The following is a 19,880-nucleotide window of genomic DNA, read 5'->3' as shown; positions in this document are numbered from 1 at the left end:
CCCCCCCCCCCGATCGGTGTAACTACTTATGGTATTCAAGGGCGAGCGGCTCATATTCCTGAGGATAAATGGAGGGGGTGGCCGGATGTAGAGGTTGTCGGTGCGGTGAGGCTGACAGGGGATAGGGAGGTAAGGGGGATTTGGATGAATGAGGAGAATAGTCCGAGCCTGAATCTAAATGGGCATTTACTGACTGTCTCAGATGGTGGAATTAATGCCTACTACAACGAGAGCGCCCCTCCTATTATGGGGGGAGAAATTACCTCTTCTAGACCTTTCCTAACGATTAGGTCGGGAACTTATGGTTCCTCTCAAGTCGACTATCGAGGGAATAAGATTATTCAAAATCTGCACATATATTCGGTTATTCGGGATAACGACGATCACCGAGTGGGCCTGCTGGTTACGGGAAGTCATCCTGAAGGCGAGAGAGGGCGTGTGAGTCTCACGGGGGATCAGGCGAATACGTTTACTGGCGATGTCATCGTTGAAGGGAGGATGAATACGCTTCATCTTAATAAAAGCGATGGGGTTACTTCGATTCTAGGGAATATTTTTGTAAGAAAACTGGCGAGTGTGAATATCGTCAGCAGTGACCAAATCGCAGACTCCTCTACTGTGACGCTTTCTGAGCGTGCCATACTTTCATTCAGTGCAGAACCTAAGGCTATTAGGGAGAAAATCCATGCGCTAGTCGTCAAGGAAGGAACCAGTCGCTTATCCTTTTATCACTCTGAGGGTATTCGGGATAATTTTAAGAAAACGCTCATTTTGGACGACCTGTTAATAAGCGACGATGGATTCTTACAGATTAGCGGCTGGGAGGCGGGGAGAGATCATCTTCTCGTTCGTAAAGACAGTGAGCACCTTGCGGACGCATTTAAGAAAATCACAATCGATGGCTGGGCGAAGAATCAAGTCTACCTAAAGGACTACGATAAGGAGTATTGGTCTATTGAGGCGGCGCCCGAGCCGAGCACTTACGGGGCGATTTTGGGGGCTGTGGGGCTGGGGCTCGTTATCTATCGCAAGCACCGCCATCGCATGCGGAGTGCGTGTGGCGAAAAACTCGGTGGCGCAGCTAGCCCTTTCAAGGGCTCCGTTGCGCTTCGGGGACTACGCAGTCGGCGGTGAATCCTACGTAGCGAGTAGGGATTTAAGCGGCGATGCAGGGGGCGGATAGGTATTGGCGATGCAACTTTGTCAGCCTTACTCTCTCTGTCTCTATATGAGCTATTTCCTATCGCTCTTAGCAAAAAATCCGGCGAGGAAGCCGCCACAGTCCGAAAGCGATAAAACTGCGTAATGAACTAAGGTATTGCGCAGTGTGTTTTTATGTATCGGAAACGGCCGCTACAGATTGGGCCCATAAATGAGTTAATTTCATGGGATTTATGCGATGATGTCGGTTATACCGCATGAATCTATTTGTGGGCCGGATCAATAAAGGTCGTTTTTCTAAAGCCGCAGTCGCTGCCCACGGGGACTCCGCCAATTTAATCCACCAAAATTTCGGTGTGGTGGCGGAGGTAGTGGGCGAGGTGGCTGTGCAGCGCGGTCACGGCTTGGGCGGGCGGGTTTTGGTCGGCGAGAGGCTGGCCTAAGACGCTTTGGGCGAGTGAGCGCAGCGCGGCGGGGAGCGTGGGTAGCCAGTGTTGGCGGAGCGGATAGCCCTCGTCGCGGGCGAAGGAGTAGAGCGCTTTTAGGTGAGTAATGTCGGGCCGCATGTGATTGGCGAAGGCGTCGAGCGAGCGGCGCAGGAGCTGCATGACGCCTGCGCGGACTTCTTCGGGCACACGGTTGCGGGCGAGGGTAGTGGTAAAGCCGCACGCGTGCTGAAGGCTGTCGTAGCTGCGGGCGATGCCGCTTGGGCGGTGGAGCAGGTGGGCTTCTTTGATGAACCAAGACTGACCTTGGTTGGGGCTTTCGGCCAAGAATTCGGCTTCGTCGAAGAGATCGAGAGGAGCTGCGCCTGTTTTGCTGCTGCTACTTTTAGACAGGCGTTGCCAGAGGCTGAGGTGGCCGTGCTCGGCGGAAAAGAGGGTTAGAAGTTGGAAGTTCGCCTTGGGCGGGCGTTTGAGCAGGACGATGCCTTGGGTGCTGAGGGTGAGTCCGGCCATAGTGTGCGTGAGGGAAGGAGAGTATCCAATGCGCTTTTGGGCACCACTTAACACTTTATTTGGTTAAAATATAGTTTGCATTTTGAGCAAATGGGAGCACGGGTCCCGAATTTGTTACCCCACCCGATGCTTACCCCGGCATATTATCTCACTTTAGACGAGCAAGCAGACGCGACTGCGTCACGTCTGCTCTGTCGCTGGAAGCTCGGAAGCTGAGGTAAACTGCGCCAGGTTTGTGTCAAGCTATTTATTTAAAGTAGCTTATGTTATTAGAGGATCATTTTTCCAGTCAGTTACGGCCTATATCCGTAACTGGCTTTTTTGCGCCCGCACTTTCGGGTGTTACAATGAACAACCCCAAGGACCTGTACTCCAAAGAACAGCCTCAACACCTATACCCCAATGAAGCCCCCTAAATTACTCCCGATCGCATTGAGCCTTTGTACTTTCACTTTGGGCTCGCTCCACGCCCAACAATCTCCTGAGCAAGACGACGACGAAATCGTCCGGCTCTCACCCTTTACAGTGCAGGAGAGTGCTGACATGGGCCGTTACCAAGCCGCCCAAGCCAGCTCGGGCAGTCGTATTCGGATGGATTTGATGGACTCGACACAAAGCATCTCCGTCCTCACTAACGAATTTCTCAATGACATCGGCACCACCCAATTGCTGGATGCAGTCAAATATGTCGCGGGAATCGGGAACGCTAACAACCCCGACATCATGGACATCATAAACATCCGTGGCTTCGGAAGCCTAGGAGCAACACTTGATGGCTTTGCCCAATCCAGCCTCATCAACCTAGATCCAATTATTATTGATCGCATTGAGGTCGTAAAAGGCCCCAATGCTATTATTGCCCCTCAAGGGCCTCCGGGGGGCTTGGTCAACAGCGTGACTAAACGCCCGCTTTTTAAAAATAGTGGTTCCGTTTCCTATCAAGTCGGTCGCTACGATGCGAATCGCGCTGAAATCGATGCCAACTATATAATAAAGGACGACAAGCTCGCCTTGCGCGTGGTCGGGGCCTTCACCGATGCCGATCGGTATACAAAGGAAAAGTATTCCCAGAATCTTACGGTAATGCCGATGCTCACCTATCGGATCAGCCCGACCACCGAGCTTACGGCCCAGGTTATGGTTTACAATGCGTCGGCAACGATGACGAACATCCCCGCGTCTTTCTATGCAGTGGGCCGCAGCAACGTCCACATTATGGAAGGGCTCTCGCGCGATTTCGCACTGGCAACCCGTAACGATAACCGCCACGAAAGCGGCCAAAGGGCACAGTTTTTTCTCACTTCTCAACTCACTGACAAACTCTCTATGCGACTGGCCGGCAACTGGGCTCAGTCGGCTTCTCGCGCAAGCGAAATACATCCCGGCAGACCCCGTGATGTAAATGGTGTCCCAATCGATCCCGAGCCAGCCCAGGTCAACCTCATCACGGGCGAGTGGGAGTGGGATGGGGTCACCCGCCTTGACGACCCTCTCTTCATCCCTTCCGGGGCTAAAGATTTGACTGACCGCGACAGCGCAAACCTACAAAACGACTTTGTCTTCGAGCACTTAGGCCAAGGCTGGAAGTCGCAAACCGTCGCCGGCTTCGCGATTAATTATAGCAGCTCGGGAGGGGGCTATAAAAATGCGGTCGCTGTACCCGTTAATGGCTCGAACCTCTTCGACTTGACTGACAGTAGCTTCAGCCCTGTGTCCTATATGGTCGAGCCCGATGCCGAGTGGGTAGCCCACAATTCGCTGCGCAATCGCAGCCACCAAGTCTACCTCTACCAAGTACTCAACCTCTTTGATGACCGGCTGGCACTCAGTGGTAGCTTGTCTCAAAATCGTTACTTCAGCGGCAGGACTGACAACTTAAGTGGTACCAGCACCGAGGAAAGGGCCGAAGCAACGCTAGCCTCTGGCGGTATCGTTTACAAACTTACCTCAGCGGTCTCTCTCTACTACGGCTATTCCGAACAAGAGATCTTGGGCCTAGCCGACCCGAATAACCTTATTCCTGCCCACACAAGCCCCAGTCGTCAACACGAGGGCGGCCTGCGTCTCCGGCTCTTCGATGGTCGGCTTTACACGACCTTTACCTACTTCGATATCAAACAAGACGGAGTCTGGGAGCCGGACGCCGCGAACTGGATTGACCCGACTGCGCCTAAACGGCCCGGGATAAATAGTAATCGCACCGCTAAGGGTTTCGAGTTTGAATTCGCATGGTCGCCCACCAAAAACATCTCGGTAATTGGCAGTTTCACCGACTTTAAAAATCGCGACCAGGGAAATAGGCGCTACGCGCATGTCGCCGAGAGAATGGCCGGAATCTGGGGCAGCTACACCTTCTCTGAAACAGGCGCGCTGCGCGGCCTATCCTTCGGGCTCGGTGCTAACTACGTCGACGAACGTCCCGGCGACTCTGGAGGCCAGTATACAACCCCGCCTCAAGGCTTCCCACCCGCTCGCTACCAGCCTCTGTTTTGGCTCCCTTCTTATACTGAAGTCGAGGCCAATGCGACTTACCGCTTCAACAAGCACTGGAAGGCACAACTCGTCGTCAAAAACCTCCTAGATAAAGAATTCTTCAGATCGAGTAGTAATCGCACTCTCTATTTAAGCACTCCGTTCAATCCAAAGCTTACTGTGCGCTATGAGTTCTGAGTGAGTATCAGTTAACTCTTGTCTCCCTTGCGGCGCACCCTTTGGTGCGCCGCATTTTTTTTCAGAGCTGTAAAGTCACTGTGTACGAGGTTTACTTCCTTGAGGCGAGGGCGTAAGGAGTGAGTGTCGGAAGGGGAGGGCTTTCTGCGGGAGATAGCCGCATGAAAATCCACTCATTGTCGAGTCCCTGCTCTAAGTCCGCTGCGGTTTCGGCATTTGGCAGCCATGCTTTCTGTGGGCAGTTGCCTTACAGCATGCCGAAACCGCCACCTCGCTCAGTAAGCGCCACAGGCCTGACTTTTGGCGTAAATAACCTGTGCTCGAAATGCATTTCTATCTATACATCAATAAATTACCCGTTTTGAAAAAGCCTAGACGGGCCAGATTTTAGGTAAATCTTCTTATTTTATTGCCATACCTCTCATTTTTTGCCCTGCTCGCTCGCTTTCCCCTTCTTTCTCCCCATTTAGTCGTTCCCTCTCCACTCTGGCACCCCATCACAGCCCCTCGAGCCTCTAGTATTTTCCCATGAGATTTTCCCCCGGATCTGCTGTCATTTTCTGCCTTGCGATTGCAAGTGCCGTTCTCGTAGCGCTGATCCCTTACAGAGAGCCCGATGGCATCACTTTTTGGACTTTCGCCACAGCGCATCGCGACGCCTATATCGAGCCGATCGCACGCTGGAATGAGGAGCATCCACCGGAAAGTCGCTTCACGATGACGATGCTACATACCAATGTGATTGAGAACCGGATGATTTCGGGCTTCCTCACGGGCACACCGGTCGCCGATCTGTTGGAAACACACGAAGACCTTTATGTTAGGGTATACCACGGCCCCCTTGATCAAATCGGCTTCCTCGATATCACTGATCGACTTCACGAAGAGGGACTGTACGAGCAGTATGAGCGGACTACGCTTCTGCAGCACACTCATCGCGGACGCCATTTTGGACTTCCGATTACTGCGGCGTCCGCGCTGTTGGCTTATCGCTCCGATCTAGCCGAAGCGGCAGGAATAAGTGACGAAGACATTGCGCAAATCGAGACTTGGGACGATTATTTCCGCGTCATGCGGCCGCTGATGACCGATTTGGACGGCGACGGCCGCCCGGACCGCTACTTACTGAGTCTCGGGGACGTTAGCCACGAGACAATCCGCATGCTCGTTCTACAAAATGACGGAGTGCTTTTTGACGAAGACGGCAACCCTTCCTTTGCCAATGAGCAAAACGCGCGTACCCTTGCGACGCTCACTACATGGATTACCGGACCAAAACGCGTAGCAACCGATGTCGCCGCTTATACCTCTACTGGACACAAACAACGGCTCGATGGAATCGTCGTAGGCACAATAATCACCAACTCGCTACTTGCCTACTGGAAAAGGGAAAACCCCCAGCTCGGAGGGAAAATAAAGCTTATGCCTATCCCTGCGTTTGAGCCCGGAGGCCGCCGCACCAGCACGGCTGGCAGTACGATGATCTCTATCAACAAGCGTAGTTCACATATCGAAACTGCTTGGGAACTGGCCAAGAGACTCTACACCTCCATAGAGGTCGCCGAGTACCTTTACCGCGTGGTCGGCATGATTACGCCTTTGAAAGGAAACTGGGACGCTCCCTTTTATCACGAACCCGATCCGTTTTGCGGAGGGCAACAGACAGGCACGCTTTTCATTGAGCAGCTTCCCCATATCCCTCAGTCGCCGGCTTCTCCCTATCAAAACTTGGCTTATGCTGAACTGGTTAACGCGATGATCGCTCTGCGCGCCCACGCCGAACGACACGGTATTTATGAAGTCGAACCTCTCGCTGTTGAGGCCCTCCGAGTCCTCAAAAAGTCCCAGGACGCGCTCCAGAAACTCATAGATCGAAATGTATTCCTAGGTGAGAGCTAGAGCCCAAGCCCTGCCCAGTGGTGCAAAACGCAGGGCCCTACTGTTGCTTAAAGTTTTTATTGCTTTGCTGACGCACTTGCCTCGAATACCGCCCCGCCCCAAGCCCTTTCCCCTCCCTAGCTACCCCCTATCCCCTTAACACCTTCCCTCTTTTGGAGCAGTGCAATCAGCTCCATAAGCCTCAGTTCGCTGCGCGTTTGCAGCAAACTGTATCTTCTAACCCCACATACACAACCTATGCTTCCCCGCCTAAAAAATAGCGTACCCTCGGTACGTGTATTCGCATCCTTGTCGATGCTTGGCCTCGCAGCCTCCGCTTACGCCCAGCAAGCCCCAGACCAAAGCGGCGACGAAATCGTCCGCCTCTCACCCTTTTCTGTGCAGGAGAGCGCAGATATGGGCCGTTACCAAGCGGCTGAGTCGACTTCGGGTTCCCGAGTCAGGATGGACTTGATGGACTCTACCCAGAGCATCTCCGTCCTCACTAACGAATTCCTCAGTGACATCGGCACCACCCAATTGTTGGATGCAGTCAAATATGTCGCGGGAATCGGGCCCAGTAACGGCCCTGACACCATGGACATCATGAGTATCCGTGGCTTCCAAAACTGGGAACTGACAACCGTCGATGGCTTTGGCCAAACCAGTTACATTAACCTAGATCCAGTCGTTGTTGAGCGCATTGAGATCGTAAAGGGCCCCAATGCTATTATAGCCCCTCAAGGACTGCCGGGGGGCGTGGTCAACAGCGTGACTAAACGCCCGCTTTTTAAAAATAGTGGTTCCGTTTCCTATCAAGTCGGTCGCTACGATGCGAATCGCGCTGAAATCGATGCGAACTATGTAGTAAAGGACGACAAGCTCGCCTTGCGCGTGGTCGGGGCCTTCACCGATTCCGATCGATATATGAAGGAAAAGTATTCCCAGAATTTTACGGTAATGCCGATGCTCACCTATCGGATCAGCCCGAGCACCGAGCTTACGGCCCAAGTTATGGCTTACAATGCGACGTCAACGCTGATGAGCGCCCCCGTGTCCATCTATGCAGTGGGCCGCAGAAACGTCCACATTATGGAGGGGCTCCCGCGCGATTTCGCACTGTCAAACCGTGACGATAACCGCCACGAGAGTAGCCAAAGGGCACATTTTTTTCTCACTTCTCAAATTACCGACAAACTCTCTATGCGACTGGCCGGTAAGTGGGCTCAGCAGTCTTCTCGCGCAAGCGAAATGAATCCCAGCAGCCCCCGCGATGCAAATGGTAACCTACTCGACCCCCAGCCAATCCAGGTCAACCCCATCACTGGCGAGTGGGAGTGGGATGGGGTCATCCGCAGTGACACCCCGCGCTTCACCCTTGCCGGGGCTAAAGACACGACTGACCGCCACCACGGAAACCTACAAAGCGACTTTGTCTTCGAGCACTTAGGCCAAGGCTGGAAGTCGCAAACCGTCGCCGGCTACGCGCTTAGTTATAGAAGCTCGAGCGGAGGCTATAAAAATGCGTTCGCTGCACCCCTTAATGGCTCTACCCTCTTCGACTTGACTGACAGCAGCTACATCCCTGCGTCCTACATAGTCGATGCCGATTGGGCAGCCAACAATTCGCTACGCAATCGCAGCCACCAAGTCTACCTCTACCAAGTACTCAACCTCTTTGATGACCGGCTGGTACTCAGTGGAAGCTTGTCTCAGAATCGGTTCTTCAGTGGTAGGACTGACAACTTAAGTGGCACCAGCACCGACGAAAGGGCCGAAGCAACGCTGCCCTCTGCTGGTATCGTTTACAAACTTACCCCGGAGGTCTCTCTCTACTACGGCTATTCCGAACAAGAGATCTTGGGCATAGCGGCCCCGGGTGACCTTATTCCTGCCCACACGACCCCCAGTCGTCAACACGAGGGCGGCCTCCGTCTCCGGCTCTTCGATGGCCGACTCTACACGACCTTTTCCTACTTCGATATCCAACAAGACGGAATCTGGGAAGGGAACCCTGCGAACTGGATTGACCCGCTTGCGCCTAAACAGCCTGCGGTAACTAGCAATCGCACCTCTAAGGGCTTCGAGTTTGAATTCGCATGGGCGCCCACCAAAAATATCTCGGTAATCGGCAGTTACACCGAATTTAAAAGTCGCGACCAGAGCGATAGGCGCTACGCGCATGTCGCCGAGAAAATGGCCGGAATCTGGGGCAGCTACAGCTTCTCCGAAACAGGTTCGCTGCGCGGCCTATCCTTCGGAATCGGTGCTAGCTACGTCGGTGAGCGTCCCGCCGATGCTGGCGGCCAGTATACCACCCCCCCTCAGGGCTTCCAACCCGTTCGCTACCAAGCTATGTTTTGGCTCCCTTCTTATACTGAGGTCGAGGCCAATGCGACTTACCGCTTCAATAAGCACTGGAGGGCACAACTCGTCATCAAAAACCTCCTAGATAGAGACTACATCAAGGCGGCGACTAATCGCACTATCTACCCAAGTACGCCCATTAATCCGAAACTCACTATCCGCTATGAGTTCTGAGTAAGTGTCAGTTAACTTGTTTCCCTTGCGGCGCACCCTTTGGTGCGCCGCATTTTTTTTCAGAGCTGTAAAGTGACTGTGTACGAGACTTACTCCCTTGAGGCGAGTGCATAAGGAGTGAGTGTCGGGAGCGTAGGGTTCGGTGTTGGGGTTAGTCGTATAAAAACCCACTCATTGTCGAGTCCCTGCTCAAACTCGGCAGGCCAACCGGCTTTAGCCAGTTCTTCCAGTAAGTGATTCCCATGATCTTCATAGCCTTTACGATTGAGTAAAATTCCTGAAAACCCATAGGACTCAAGCAAGGCGGCCATTTCTCCAGCAGGTAACTCCTGAACATCAAGCTGCCAGTCTGCTCCCTGCCTGCCCTTATCACTCCCGTAAGAGTAGCGAAGTTTGCTGGAGTAGAGAAAAGGACGCATGGAGTTATAGAAGGACGACCCAAACCTAGAGGCCCCGCGCCCCAAAAAGGGCTCAGGAAAGTCCATGGCAGGTAATGTGTAGATCATGGATCCTGCCTCGACCCTACTTTCCAAGGTAGAAGCCAAACCCCTATCCGCTGTGACTCGTTCTTTAATAGAAGAATTAATGTTGAAAGGAAAGGTGTACATTTTAAAAGACTGATCAAGTATGGCAAGTGGGGCCAGTAGGGCTAAGGAGAAAAGCTTGGCTCGGAAAGGCCAGTTTCTCATTCCCCTATGGATTGAAAAAGCGAAATACAGTAGCCCAAGTGCCGCAATAGCTTCAGAGTATCGATTTATCCCCCGTATGTCGTAAAAGTTCAATATCAGACTGATAATGGCATGGATTCCACCGACGCCGGTATAAATAATAAGCCAGCAGAAAGCCAAGTAGGGTAGGGGGGCGCTTTGCTTTTTTAGTTGCCGTCGAGTTCCCTTTAAAAGCAAGAGAAGCAGACCTGCGATAGAGCAGAGACCAATGTAGGCTCCCCACCATTCCTCTCCTACCTCCAGTCTTCCTCCGTCATAGTATCTCGAAAAAAAGTCGGGGGAAATATAGGGGCCCCAGTTGGGAAGTAAAAGGTCTATCGGTTTAAGCGCCCATCGTTCCGCATCAAAATAAGATCTAATAAGAGCGGCAGGGTTTCTTCCATAACTTGCTCTATAGGCGATAAAACTTGCCATAAATGCCACGGATGCTACACAGGTAGCTGCCAAGGGAATGAACGAAACTATCACTCCCTTTCGGTATTTTACTGTTCGGCACAGGATGGCAAGCGCATAGAGGTGGATAAAGAAGAATACCCAATAGATATTTAAAAAGCCACTCAGTAAGCTAATTAAAAAAGTGAGTCTGAATCGGAATGACCTCCACGATAGCTTCTGGGCAGTGGCGATATACCAACAGCAATAGAACTGAAGTGGGAGAAGTCCTGTAAACCCTATTCCTATGTGATCCAGCGAGCGCTGGCTTTGGGGAAGAAACGCATAGACAATAGCCAAAGCCCATGCTGCCAATCGAGGAACCCTCCAGAGTCTCGCTGCTATATAAAACGAAGAAGCTCCGAGCGCGCATGATAGCATCAGAATGGCGTTTGTTGCGGGCATAAGCCCAATTACTTTAGATATCTGCCCCGCAGTCCATATAATCACTCGCTCAGTCTGGGGGAAGTCATTTAATTGAGCAGTAAATGGAGCTCCAAGTGAGTCGGTGTAGATGTAAGTAAAAAGCCCTAAGTCTCCCTCTTTGACTAGTTTAATTAGTGCCATAACACAATGAGAGTCGCCAGTATAGCGAACGGGAAACTGGAAATTACTCCCCCATCGATTCTCAATGGTCAACCACAGCGCACATACTGTAAGTATAAGTGTAAATAGCCTAAAAGCCCTCCAACCCATACCACTCCAGTAAGAATCAGTCTTTACTAAGTTGATTTGCGATATGCTGTCACGCCGCTCTAATTCATTGGATTTCATGAGAAAAGGAGATTTCTCGAGAATCCTCCACCTATTCAATAAAGTGTTGATTTTATGACACTAAAATCAAAATAGGCATTTTGCAGAGCTAGTAACGGAGTAGTTCGGTTGTTCAACTCAGAGCAAAATAACGCGAGTCTTACGAAAATATCTGAATTTTTAGATCGGAAGGTGAAATAGAAATACCTGATTTTAGCATCAGTAATACAATCCCTCAATGCTAGGCCCAGTTCTCAGGAACCCAGACTTCGGGACGTGGGTTTATTAGTGATTTTTCCCGTCTCGCCCAAACGGGTTATCACTCTACTTTCTCCCCCAACGCGACAGGGGGAGTGCCTTCAAATTTGGGATTTCGCTTTCGCGCGATAGCGCGATGGGAAATCCCAAATTGAATGGGTGCAGGCACAGCCTGCCGCCCCACGCGCAGTGGGAAAAAGCGTATCGGCGCGGCGCGCGTTTTAAACGGGAACAGACCCTAGGCGAGAGGCTGAGTCCGAGCTTGCTGTCGGTGGAGCCCAAGGCGGGATGACGCTACCGCCGGAGATGATGAGTTTCATGCCGTCGGCCACATTCATTTCGAGTTCGACGATATCTTCGGGCGGCAGAAACAAGAGAAAGCCGGTCGTCGGGTTGGGCGAGGTGGGGACGAAGATCGTCCACGGCTCGTTTAGGCCGGTTTTTGCCTGCGGCTCGGCCTGCTCCTTGCTCGTCACAAAGCCTAGCATCCAGCTTCCGTTTTTGGGAAATTGGACGAGGACGACTTTGCTAAAGAGGTTGCGATTTTGTGCGCCAAAGGTGCCGACGATTTGTTTGACGGTGTTGTAGATCGTGCCCGCTCCAGGGATTACGAGCATGAGCCGTTCGCTGGTATGGAGGAGGAAACGGGCAAAGACGTGTCGCGAGACGTAGCCGAGCAGCGCGACCAAGAGCAGCACAATGACGGTCGCCAAAACATCCCAGAATAGCGGGATTCCGGGGAGGTCGCCCGGGATGAACTGGACGAGGAAGGGTCGCACTGCGCCACCGACCAAGGCGATGATTTTGAGCAGGGCCCAGAGCGTGATGACCAGTGGCGCGATCAAGGCCAAGCCAGTGAAAAAGGCTTTGCGGAAGGTGACGAGTTTGGGGTGGGCAGTGTCTGTGGGTTCGGTGGGCGACATTTGGGCTCTGAAAGAGCGCGGAGTCTGCCGCGATAGCGAGTCTGCCGAAAAGTCTATTTGTGCGCGGCAATTGTGAAGTGGGGAATCGCCTCCGCTTCGCTTAGGCAACGCATGGCCCGCGTTTCGGCGGCGCGCATTTGGCGTTTGAGTGTGGGCTTCAGGTCGTCGTAACCGGCGAGGTGTAGCCAGCCGTGAACGAGGTAGAGGGTGAGTTCTTCGCTAAAATCGCGCTGGTGCTCAGCGGCAAAGGCGGCGGCGCGGTCAGCGGAGACGCAGATCTCGCCCGCAGTGCCGAGCTCGGGCGAGCCCTCGAAGGTGATGACATCGGTGGGCGTCGGGTCGTCCAAAAAATCTGCGTGGAGTTGGGCGAGCGCGTCGTCAGTCATGAAAACAACCGAAAGGGTTACGGGGCTCGCGGTGGCTTTGGCTTGGCGAGCGGCTGTTGGCGGCTCGGTCTTCGTCCCGGCGGGAAGCGTTTTGGGAAGAACGATCTGTTCGGCAAACTTTGCGAGAGTCGCAAAGGCTCGTTTTACTTCCGCACGTTTGACGTGCAGTCGCGGATGCTGATTCGCGATTTCGACGATCAAGGCACTCATCCCTTTTTCCCGTCGTTGGGCTTTGGATACTCGATGCGGGAGTGCAGCATGTTAATCATCGTGTGCGAGAAGCTTTCTTTGACGGTGCTTAGCTCGGCAAAGGTGAGCGAGGATTCGTCGAGCTGGTTGGTCTCCACTCGCTCGGTAATGACCGAGTCGATTAGCTCGTTGATGTGTTGCGGGCTGAGCTGGCGGAGGCTGCGTGAGGCGGCCTCAATACCGTCGGCCAGCGAGATAATCGCGCTTTCTTTTGTGCGCGGAAGCGGGCCGTCGTAGCGGTAGGTGCTTTCGGCCACTTCGGCGGGGGCGATTCCGGGAAGCGTCGGCGTATTCGCGGTGGCGGCATGACCGTTATTGCTTTGGGCGCGTACGCATTCGCGGTGGTAGAAGTAGCGAATGAGCGAAGTGCCGTGGTGTTCGCGGATGACGTCGATTATGGGGCGGGGGAGGTGGTGTTTGCGGGCGATGTCCACGCCTTCTTTGACGTGGCTTTTGATAATGAGCGCGGAGAGCGAAGGGTTGTTTTCGTCGTGGGGGTTTTCGCCGCCGCGCTGGTTTTCGATGAAATACTCAGGCATCACGGTTTTGCCGATGTCGTGGTAGAGTGCGCAAACGCGGGCGAGTAAGCCGTTGGCCCCGATGGCGGTGGCGGCAGACTCGGAGAGCTGGGCAACCATCAGCGAATGGTGGTAGGTGCCCGGCGCCTCGATCTGCATCTTGCGCAAGAGTGGGTGGTTATAGTCGGTGAGCTCGAGCAGCGTGATGTTAGTCGTACGCTTAAAGAGGGTCTCAAAAATCGGCAGCAGGCCCACGACGAGGATGCCGGTGCTGACGCCCGAGGCGAGGCCCACGCCGAATTGTTTTAAAAGCGTCGCGGCGGGGAGTTGTTCGGAGAAGCCGACTAGGAGCGCGAAGAGTGCGATCGCGAGTCCGCCAAAACCGGCGGCGCGGACGACTCGGCTGCGCCGCCGCAGGTCTTGGCAGGAGAAGATGGCGACGGTGGAGGCGAGGAAAGTTACGACGAGCAGGTCGAGTCGGTTGCCATAAATCAGCCCCGTGAAAATGGAGATAAACAGGGCCATGAAAATGGCCGAGCCGGCATCAATGAGGATGGCGAGAATTAGGGGGGCGAAGGCCGAGGGGGCGATATAGGGGAGTGTGGAGGCCCAGTCGCTGTTTGCCGCGAAGAAGTCCATCTCCGCCAGCGAGAAGACGAGTCGGACGAGGGCGATATTGAGGATGACGACGAGTGCGAGGAGTCCGAGGCGGCCGTTGCTCTGGAAGGTCTCGCGGTCTTCGAGCCGCACGTAAAAGACGCTCGCCAGCACCATCGCTAGCACGAGTAGCACGCGCCCGAAGAGCTGCATGCGCTCATCAGTCTCGCCGGTGCCGCTCGCTCGGAGGGCTTGGCGGTGAGCCATGAGCATCTCGTATTGCTCGGGGCTTACACGGGTGTCGGGCTCGATGATGGTCTCGCCGCGGGAGACTTCGATTTGGACGGGTTTCAGGTTGGCGAGGATGGCGCGTTGGCGTGCGGCGGTCGCCTCGCGGTCGAAGACTAGGTTGGGCGAGACGCCGTGGCGGAGCAGCCGGAAGAGTGCGACTTGGGCGGCGCGGGGCACGTCCTCGCCGGAGAGGTTGAGTCGTAGGTAGGAGAGGGCTTCTTCTTGCGACTGGATTCGGCGGGGAGCGACGGCGGCGGATTCGCTACCACTACTGCTGCCCGGGGATGCGACTTGGATGAGGGGGAGTTCCCCCGAGGCGGTGCCGGGGAGGAGGCTGTTGTCGTGCACGCCGTCGGCGTAAATTTGCGCGAGGATTTCTAGGCCGACCTCGATCAGTGCGCTGCGCGTGGTGGGATCGGGGACTTGGGAAAGGAGGATTTTAAAATCCTCAAAACTGGCGCGGTAAGGGCCGGCCGCGCGGAAGGCGGAAAAGGCGCGGGCAAGCTCAGAGTCTTCGACTCGTTCGGTTTGTGGGTGGTTCGCTAGCCGTTCGTCGGAGGAAGGGTCATCGGTATCGTCAAGTGCGTCTTCGGGTTGCGGGAGCGGTAGCGGGACGGAGTGAGCGTCTAGTTCGAGCGCGTGGGTGTGGAGTTCGCGCAGCGCGGTTGAGAATTTTTTGAGTTCTGCGGTGTCGAGCCGGTAGACGGGCGGGACGCGTTCGAGGACTTGGGCTTGGGCGGAGGCGGTGCGCAGTGCGCTTTCGTAAGTGAAGGGGAGTGCTGCGGCGATGCGGACGGTGGCGACTTGACCTTGCAGGACGGGCAGGTGCGCCGTGTTTAGCCCGGCAGAGCTGATTGCGACGATGGCCGCGACAGTCGTGAAAAAGATGAGGGCCGTAACGAGGCGGCTGCCTTCGAGGAAGGCCATGAAGGCGGCGGGCTCGGCTCGCCGTCGTTGGCGTCGCAGCCCGAGGAGTGTTTTTATGTGGTTGGTGAAAGACATGATGCGGAGTCTGCGACTCGTTTATTTTACGGGCGCCCGTTAGCTGGCCCGCCTGGAACTGTTGTGGGGTGGTCGCGTTTTTTTGAGTTCTGCGGCGCTTAGCCCTCAGCTTCGTGAGGCTGGGCGATTGGGTTTTGAAACTGGTCGTAGGCGGCGATGATTTTTTGCACGAGCGGGTGGCGGACGACGTCGCTCCCCGAGAAGGCGTGAAAGGCGATGCCCGGGATGTGGTTTAGGATGCGTTGCACTTCGATGAGGCCGGACTGCTTGCTGCGGGGCAGGTCGATTTGCGTGGTGTCGCCTGTGATGACCATCCGCGAGTCTTCGCCGAGTCGGGTGAGGAACATCATCATTTGCTCGGGGCTGGTGTTTTGCGCTTCGTCGAGGATGACAAAGGCGTTGGAGAGGGTGCGTCCGCGCATGTAGGCGAGTGGGGCGATTTCCAGGATGCCTTTCTCGGTGAGGCGGGCGATTTCGTCGGAGGCGAGCATGTCGCCGAGGCCGTCGTAGAGCGGGCGCAGGTAGGGGAGGATTTTTTCGCGGAGATCGCCGGGGAGGAAGCCGAGTGCCTCGCCGGCCTCGACTGCGGGGCGGGTGAGGATGATGCGTTGGACTTCGTTTTGAAGGAGCGCGCGGACGGCGGCGGCGATTGCGAGGTAGGTCTTGCCCGTGCCTGCTGGGCCGATGCCAAAAACGATCGACTGCTGAAGGATGGACTGAAGGTAGAGTTTTTGCGCGAGGGTTTTGGGGACGATGCTTTTGCGGTGAGTCGGGATGATTAGTGGCTGGGTGATGAGCGTTTGGAGCGAGTCGCCTTCGTCGCGTGCAAAGGTCTCGACGATGCGCTCAAAGTCGGGCGTGCGAATGGTCATGCCTTGGGCGCGGGCCGCTTCGAGGAAGGTGAAGGCGGCCTCGGCGCGGGCGAGTGCGGCGGTGGTGGGCGCGTCGATTTTAATCCAGTCCTCGCGGGCGGTGAGCCGGACACCTAAGAGCGCTTCGGCGCGCAGGAGGTTTTCTTCGCGGCTAGCGTAAAGCTGTGCACGCTGGCGCGGAGTTGCGAAGTGCAGGGATTTGGAGGTGGCGCGGGCGGCGGGTGCGGCACTCATTTGTGTTCGCTACTGTCGTTGTTGGGAGGCTCGGCGTCGTTTTGGTCGGCGAGCGTAGCGGCGACTTCGCGCAGCCGCGCCCAGAGTGTGTCGAGTGACTGGGGGAGCGTGCGCGTCTGGCCGATTACGGGCATGAAGTTGCTGTCGCCTTGCCAGCGCGGGACGATGTGCGCGTGCAGGTGAGCGATGGAGCCACCGGCTGCGCTGCCGAGGTTGTAGCCGATGTTAAACCCGTCGGGCCGGAGCGTGGCGGTGAGCAGTTTTTTAGCGTAGAGGATTGAGTCGCTGAGGTCGGCACGCTCGGCGGCGTCGAGCTGGTCGAGGTCGGTGACTTCGCGATAGGGGATTGCGAGCAAGTGGCCTGGGTTGTACGGGTAGCGGTTCATCAGCACGTAGCTGAGTCGGCTGCGGTGCACGATGAGGGCACGGGCGTCGTCGCCTAGTGCGGGCAGGTCAGTAAAAGGGCGCTCGGTTTCGGGATACCGTGGCGCGGCGATGTAGTCCATCCGCCAATAAGGGTGCAGTTGCTCCATCTGTTGAGTGCGGGTGACTGCGGCACAAAGCGGGGCACGAAGCAAAGCCAAAGATAGTGGCTCGCCATCGGCGCGCGGGGGCCTCAGCTGTACGGGAAATTTTTCTAAAACCCTGACTTTCTTATGAGCGTAATCCCTTCAGTTCATTCTTCACGGCGCAGAGTGGTTGTTACCGGACTCGGAGCCGTTACTCCTGTCGGTAATAGTGCGGGCGAAACTTGGGCGGCGCTTGCGGCGGGCAAGAGCGGGATCGGCCCGATCTCGCGTTTCGACGCTAGCGGCTGCTCGGCGCAAATCGCGGGCGAGGTTCGCGGGCTGGAGCCGACGGGCGCAGTGGCAAGTCCGCTCGCGCCGCGCGGCGCCGACGGCCCGCCGCTCACCCAAGTGTTTACGCCGAAGGACATGAAGAAGTTTGGCCGCTTTACGCATCTCGGCGCGGTCGCGGCAGTCGAAGCCTATGCGGATAGCGGGCTTGATGCGGCTCGCGCGGAACTCTCGCCGGAGCGGATGGGCGTAAACTTGGGCGTCGGGCTTGGCGGATTGCCCGAAATGGAGGCGATGCACGACACTTGGCAGGCGGGCGGGTTTAGGAAGATCTCGCCTTTCTTTATTATCCAAATCGCGCCCAACCTGCTCGCTGGACAAGTGAGCCTGCTGCTCGATTTTCGCGGGCCTAATATGAGCGTCGCATCGGCTTGCGCGACGAGCGGGCACTCACTGGGCGAGGCCGCGGCGGCAATCGCGCGTGGTGAGGCCGAGGTGATGATCGCGGGCGGAGCGGAATCGACCATTACGCCGCTTGCCGTCGGGGCTTTTGCTCAAATGCGCGCACTGTCCACGCGCAATGATGCGCCCGCCATCGCCTCGCGTCCCTACGACGCCGACCGCGACGGCTTCGTGCTCGGGGAAGGCGCAGTCGTTTTTGTTTTGGAAGAGTACGAACATGCACGGCGACGCGGGGCGCGGATTTACGCCGAGCTGCGCGGCTACGGCGCGAGTGCCGATGCCTATCACCTCACCTCGCTCGCCCCCGGTGGCGAAGGCTCGGTGCGCTCGATGCGGGCGGCTCTCGAAAGCGGCGGGCTTGCGCCGAGCGACGTTGACTATGTCTCGGCGCACGCCACCTCGACCCCCGGCGGCGACGGCGAAGAAGCCGCGGCGATTGCGGCGGTGTTTGGCGAGGCGAAGAGCAAGCTCAACGTCAGCGGCGTAAAGTCGATGACCGGCCACTTGCTCGGCGGCGCGGGCGCACTCGGCGCCTTTGCGGCGGTGAAGGCGATCGCCGAAGGGCTGGTGCCGCCGACGATTAACTTAGACAACGTAGACCCCGACTGCGCCGCGAGCGGGCTCGATTTTACGCCCAACGTGGCGGTAAAACGCGAAGTCCGCGCCGCCCTCTCAAACTGCTTCGGCTTCGGCGGTACCAACGCCTCGCTCAGCTTCGCAAGGCTGTGAGTGGCCGCATTTTTTGAGTGCCGAGCCCTCGCAAATGAATCGCTCGTTTCCCGAGTCAGACGCAGCGGCCAACGGTCCGCAGTGTAAACAGAAGCGCGCGGCGACGGTGCACCTGTGGCTGTATCGCGCCCTTTACCCGTTTGCACTGCTGATCGGCTCGCCGTTTTATCTGCGGCGGATGTGGCGGCGTGGCGGCTACCGTGAGGGGTTTTCTCATCGGTTTGGGCGCGTGCCTTCGCTGCCAGCGAAACGAGAGGGGGTGTCGCGGCTTTGGCTCCAAGCGGTGAGCGTGGGCGAGCTTTTGGCGGTCGCGCCACTTTTGGAGGCGTGGGCGCGCGAGGGGCACGAGGTTTACCTAACGACGACGACGAGCACGGGCTATCGGCTGGCACGCGAGCGTTACGGCGCGCTTACCATTGGAATTGGGTATCTGCCGCTAGATTGGTGGCCGTTTAGCCGAAATGCTTGGGCGGCAGTGCAGCCGGATGTGGCCTTGTTGATGGAGGGCGAGCGTTGGCCGGAGCATATCGCGCAAGCGGCGCGGCGCGGCGTGTCGGTCGTCTGCCTCAATGCGCGGCTCTCGGATAGGAGTTTTCGACGGATGCGGCGCTGTCTTTGGGCAATTGAGCCTTTGTTTGGCGGCATTACTAAAATCCTCGCATGCGCGGAAGAGGATGCGCGGCGCTTTCGTGCGCTGGGCTTTGCGCCAGACCGGGTCATCACCACGGGAAATATGAAGCTCGATGTTGCGGTGCCTGTGCTGGACGCGGGCGCGAAGGCGCAGTTGCGCAGTGAGCTTGGGCTTCGGCCTGTGGAGTCGGGCGAGTTGATTCTGATGGGGGCGTCGACTTGGCCGGGCGAGGAGGCGGCGCTAATCAGCGCCTTGCGGAGCCTGCGCGTGAAGGGCATTGCCTGTTCGCTGCTGCTGGTGCCTCGGCATGCGGAGCGCAGAGCTGAGATCGTGGCTGTGCTGCGTGAGAGCGGGTTTAGGTACCGAATCCGCTCCGAGTACTTGAGTGAGAGTCGCAGTGATTCGGAGTGCGTCGATGTGTCGCTTGCCGACACGACAGGCGAGTTACAGCGGCTCTTGCAGGTCGCCGACCTAGTGTTTGTGGGGAAAAGTTTGCCGCCGCACACGGAGGGGCAGACGCCAGTCGAGGCGGCGATTTTGGGGCGAGCGATTTTGTTTGGGCCAGGAATGGGGAGTTTTAGGCAAATTGCGCGCGAGTTGGTCGACTGCGGTGCGGCCCGAGTCGTTGGCGATTCGCAAGCGCTGGCCGCCCAAGCTTGTAAGCTACTTCTAGACAGCGAGAAACGTGAGGCGATGGGCGCAGCAGGGCGAGCTTGGCACGCGCAAAACGTAGGGGCGCTGGCGCGTACCTTGGAAGCGACTTCGGAGCTGTTCGCCAAGCCGGCGGCAAGCGTTCGTTAAGCCACAAT

At 56.4% G+C, this 19,880-nt stretch carries 13 protein-coding genes; 6 read left to right on the top strand and 7 right to left on the bottom strand.

Annotated elements, in window-relative coordinates; translation table 11 throughout:
• The coding region (locus tag AXK12_RS07915) for a hypothetical protein (RefSeq protein ID WP_231863605.1) at positions 1 to 1,134 on the top strand (1,134 nt) is incomplete at its 5' end.
• 362 nt (positions 1,135 to 1,496) lie between these two features.
• Here the strand turns inward: AXK12_RS07915 and AXK12_RS07910 are convergent.
• On the bottom strand, positions 1,497 to 2,120 hold the full coding sequence (locus AXK12_RS07910; RefSeq protein WP_068713187.1) for a recombination protein O N-terminal domain-containing protein: 624 nt from the start codon (positions 2,118 to 2,120) through the stop codon (positions 1,497 to 1,499).
• Positions 2,121 to 2,522: 402 nt separating this feature from the next.
• Between AXK12_RS07910 and AXK12_RS07905 the strand changes: the two genes are divergently transcribed.
• From AXK12_RS07905 to AXK12_RS07895, 3 genes are all read left to right on the top strand, one after another.
• Positions 2,523 to 4,790, top strand: coding sequence for a TonB-dependent siderophore receptor (locus tag AXK12_RS07905; RefSeq protein WP_068713186.1), 2,268 nt, complete (start codon positions 2,523 to 2,525; stop codon positions 4,788 to 4,790).
• Positions 4,791 to 5,318: 528 nt separating this feature from the next.
• Positions 5,319 to 6,689, top strand: coding sequence for an ABC transporter substrate-binding protein (locus AXK12_RS07900; RefSeq protein WP_068713184.1), 1,371 nt, complete (start codon positions 5,319 to 5,321; stop codon positions 6,687 to 6,689).
• 294 nt (positions 6,690 to 6,983) lie between these two features.
• The gene (locus AXK12_RS07895) at positions 6,984 to 9,209 is read left to right on the top strand and encodes a TonB-dependent siderophore receptor (RefSeq protein WP_197457025.1); all 2,226 of its coding nucleotides are present in this window, start codon (positions 6,984 to 6,986) and stop codon (positions 9,207 to 9,209) included.
• 89 nt (positions 9,210 to 9,298) lie between these two features.
• Here AXK12_RS07895 and AXK12_RS09155 read toward each other — a convergent pair whose 3' ends face one another.
• The 6 genes from AXK12_RS09155 to AXK12_RS07865 form a co-directional block, all read right to left on the bottom strand.
• Positions 9,299 to 11,143, bottom strand: coding sequence for a hypothetical protein (locus AXK12_RS09155; RefSeq protein ID WP_197457024.1), 1,845 nt, complete (start codon positions 11,141 to 11,143; stop codon positions 9,299 to 9,301).
• A gap of 458 nt (positions 11,144 to 11,601) precedes the next feature.
• Entirely contained in the window at positions 11,602 to 12,303 is a 702-nt protein-coding gene (locus AXK12_RS07885) for a DUF502 domain-containing protein (protein WP_068713179.1), read from the bottom strand.
• 53 nt (positions 12,304 to 12,356) lie between these two features.
• Complete coding sequence (gene ybeY / locus AXK12_RS09465; protein ID WP_068713177.1) at positions 12,357 to 12,899, bottom strand: rRNA maturation RNase YbeY; 543 nt, start codon at positions 12,897 to 12,899, stop codon at positions 12,357 to 12,359.
• A complete protein-coding gene (locus AXK12_RS07875) occupies positions 12,896 to 15,346 on the bottom strand; it encodes an HD family phosphohydrolase (RefSeq protein ID WP_068713175.1) in 2,451 nt (816 codons plus the stop codon). The genes ybeY and AXK12_RS07875 overlap by 4 nt, the downstream gene beginning before the upstream one ends.
• A gap of 98 nt (positions 15,347 to 15,444) precedes the next feature.
• Positions 15,445 to 16,452, bottom strand: a complete 1,008-nt coding sequence (locus tag AXK12_RS07870) for a PhoH family protein (protein ID WP_068713173.1) — start codon at positions 16,450 to 16,452, stop codon at positions 15,445 to 15,447.
• Positions 16,449 to 17,030 carry an HIT family protein gene (locus tag AXK12_RS07865; protein ID WP_231863604.1) on the bottom strand — a complete coding sequence of 194 codons (582 nt, stop codon included), beginning with the start codon at positions 17,028 to 17,030 and terminating at the stop codon, positions 16,449 to 16,451. Before AXK12_RS07865 ends, AXK12_RS07870 begins: the two co-directional genes overlap by 4 nt.
• A gap of 78 nt (positions 17,031 to 17,108) precedes the next feature.
• On the opposite strand from AXK12_RS07865, the gene fabF reads away from it, so the two are divergent.
• Positions 17,109 to 18,440, top strand: coding sequence for a beta-ketoacyl-ACP synthase II (gene fabF, locus AXK12_RS07860; RefSeq protein WP_068713169.1), 1,332 nt, complete (start codon positions 17,109 to 17,111; stop codon positions 18,438 to 18,440).
• A gap of 34 nt (positions 18,441 to 18,474) precedes the next feature.
• Complete coding sequence (locus tag AXK12_RS07855) at positions 18,475 to 19,872, top strand: 3-deoxy-D-manno-octulosonic acid transferase (protein ID WP_082782748.1); 1,398 nt, start codon at positions 18,475 to 18,477, stop codon at positions 19,870 to 19,872.
• The last annotated feature ends 8 nt before the right edge of the window (positions 19,873 to 19,880 follow it).

Source organism: Cephaloticoccus capnophilus, assembly GCF_001580045.1.
GTDB classification, from domain to species: Bacteria; Verrucomicrobiota; Verrucomicrobiia; order Opitutales; family Opitutaceae; genus Cephaloticoccus; species Cephaloticoccus capnophilus.
This window is presented reverse-complemented; position numbering and strand designations above follow the sequence as displayed.

Bases quoted from the DNA above. Each gene is read 5' to 3' on its own strand.
- AXK12_RS07875 (WP_068713175.1), bottom strand. From the start codon at position 15,346: ATGTCTTTCACCAACCACATAAAAACACTCCTCGGGCTGCGACGCCAA.
- AXK12_RS07855 (WP_082782748.1), top strand. From the start codon at position 18,475: ATGAATCGCTCGTTTCCCGAGTCAGACGCAGCGGCCAACGGTCCGCAG.
- AXK12_RS07885 (WP_068713179.1), bottom strand. From the start codon at position 12,303: ATGTCGCCCACCGAACCCACAGACACTGCCCACCCCAAACTCGTCACC.
- AXK12_RS07905 (WP_068713186.1), top strand. From the start codon at position 2,523: ATGAAGCCCCCTAAATTACTCCCGATCGCATTGAGCCTTTGTACTTTC.
- AXK12_RS07900 (WP_068713184.1), top strand. From the start codon at position 5,319: ATGAGATTTTCCCCCGGATCTGCTGTCATTTTCTGCCTTGCGATTGCA.
- AXK12_RS09155 (WP_197457024.1), bottom strand. From the start codon at position 11,143: ATGAAATCCAATGAATTAGAGCGGCGTGACAGCATATCGCAAATCAAC.
- AXK12_RS07910 (WP_068713187.1), bottom strand. From the start codon at position 2,120: ATGGCCGGACTCACCCTCAGCACCCAAGGCATCGTCCTGCTCAAACGC.
- AXK12_RS07870 (WP_068713173.1), bottom strand. From the start codon at position 16,452: ATGAGTGCCGCACCCGCCGCCCGCGCCACCTCCAAATCCCTGCACTTC.
- fabF (WP_068713169.1), top strand. From the start codon at position 17,109: ATGAGCGTAATCCCTTCAGTTCATTCTTCACGGCGCAGAGTGGTTGTT.
- ybeY (WP_068713177.1), bottom strand. From the start codon at position 12,899: ATGAGTGCCTTGATCGTCGAAATCGCGAATCAGCATCCGCGACTGCAC.
- AXK12_RS07895 (WP_197457025.1), top strand. From the start codon at position 6,984: ATGCTTGGCCTCGCAGCCTCCGCTTACGCCCAGCAAGCCCCAGACCAA.